General features: G+C 70.9%; 1 protein-coding gene. It reads left to right on the top strand.

Annotated elements, in window-relative coordinates; translation table 11 throughout:
* Positions 1 to 231: 231 nt before the first annotated feature.
* Positions 232 to 1,896, top strand: coding sequence for a polysaccharide lyase (locus tag ACTHMS_RS10605; RefSeq protein ID WP_440306628.1), 1,665 nt, complete (start codon positions 232 to 234; stop codon positions 1,894 to 1,896).
* The last annotated feature ends 144 nt before the right edge of the window (positions 1,897 to 2,040 follow it).

Raw genomic sequence — 2,040 nt, 5'->3', positions numbered from 1 at the left:
CAACACCGACCTCCACATCAACTACCTCTACTGGGAGATCTTCCGCGGCGGCGGCACCCAGACCTGGGCCGCCCCCACCACCGGCACCATCGACTTCGACAACCTCCACATCACCACCAGCTGACCGATCGCCCGACAGGACTTTGACCTTGGTTCTGTCACGATGTATGGTTGCGGTGAAGCAAGCGGGGATTTGCCAATGCGGGGCTGACCAGTACCCGGAGCACCCCCTTGAACCTCCTTCCGGCATCCCGGCTGTCCTCACCCCTCGGCCGGCGCGGACGTGGAGCACGATCTCGAGGTCACCGGCCCGTCCGTCACGGGCGCACCACCCTGCTCGTCGCCGGCGCGCTGACGCTGAGCGGCGCCGTCTCGATCGTCACCGCGGACACGGCGCACGGTGCGACCGTCCCCCAGCGGCGCGTCGCGGCCGACTACTTTCATCGGACCGTCGTGTCAGGCCTGGGCCGCGCCGGTCAGGGCGGCGCCTACGTCCTCACCCGCCCCGCCAATGTCGGCGTCCACGTCGCCGCGAACCGCGCGACCTTCGCCGCGCTGACCCCCGGACAGACCGTCACGGCGTCGCTGCCCTCGGTCGTCGTCGGCGATGCGCGCATGCGCACGTCGATCGTCGTCCCGAAGCTGCCCACCGGCGCCGGCGGCTTCCACTTCGGCCTCGAGCTGCGGCAGCAGCAGGACGGCCGCGGCTACCGCGCCTCCGTCGCGATCGACGCACAGGGCGGGTTGACCGTGAGCCTGTCCCGGCTCGGGCACAACCGGGCGGAGACCACCCTGCGGTCGCGCCGCCTCGCGGCGCACGTCCGTGCCGGACAGGTCCTGAACCTGGTCGGGATGGTGCGCGGCACGGCGCCGGCGTCGCTGGCGCTCCGCGCGTGGGTCGCCGGCCACGCGATCCCCGACTGGCAGCTGCAGTACCAGGACCGGTCGACCGGCCTGGTCCCGCGCACCGGCACCGTGGGCGAGTGGAGCTACCTCTCGAGCCGCACCGCGTCGCCGCGGTTCCAGTTTCAGCAGACCCTGCTGCTCGTCTGGGCACTCAAGGCGGCCGCCGGTGTCACACCACCGCCCAGCGGCCCGCCCGCCCGGACCGGCTCGACGACGATCTTCGCCCAGAACTACGACCGGTTCCCCACGGGCGGCCCGGTGTCGCTGCAGACCGAGCGCTCCGCGCTCGGCGACCAGTCGCTGTACCTCGGCAGCTCGAACATCGGACGGACCTCGATCGTCGCGGCCGCCGGCCACGGCAACGTCATGCGCATCACCATGCCGGCCAACACGATCGGTGAGGCCAGCGGCGCGATCATCGACGCCCACCTCCCGCGGACCGTCGACCAGGCCACGATCAAGTACGACATCCGCTTCGGGTCGAACTTCGACTGGAGCCGCGGCGGCAAGCTGCCCGGCCTGGGCGGCGCGACGCCGGGCACGCGGCCCAGTGTCGCCGGTGGGTGCAACGCCGGGAACAGCGGCGCCTGGTCCGGACGCGGCATGTGGATCACGCCGTCGTCGTACCCCTCGGTCGCCGGTCCGAACGAGCTCATCGGCTACGCCTACGACTACGCCAAGCAGTCGACCTGTGGCGACAACCAGCGCACGAACACCGCGATGACCGCCGGGACATGGCACTCCGTGACGATGTCCTACCGCATGAACACGATCGGCTCGAACGGCGTGCCGCACGCGGACGGCGTCTTCAAGATGTGGCTCGACGGCAGGCTCATCAAGGACGTGCAGAACCTGCAGTACCGGAACACGGCCAACCTGCACATCAACTACCTGTACTGGGAGGTCTTCCGCGGCGGCGGCGACCAGTCCTGGGCGGGCCGCACCACGAGCACGATCGACTTCGACAACCTCAGCATCACCACCGGCTGACGCCGTCCCGTCCGAACCGTGGTCCCCGGCGCACCCGCGCCGGGGCCCACGTCGTCTCCCCCGAGGTCGACTCCCCCGAGCGTCGTCGGCGACCTGCCGCCGGGACGGCGTGCTGGGGGAGGGTGTTTCCCCCCGACATGATAG

It is taken from the genome of Jatrophihabitans sp. (assembly GCF_051960575.1).
In the GTDB taxonomy this organism is placed as follows: domain Bacteria; phylum Actinomycetota; class Actinomycetes; order Mycobacteriales; family Jatrophihabitantaceae; genus JBQCEE01.
Note: the sequence above shows the minus strand (reverse complement) of the source record. Positions and strands in the feature narration are given on the sequence as shown.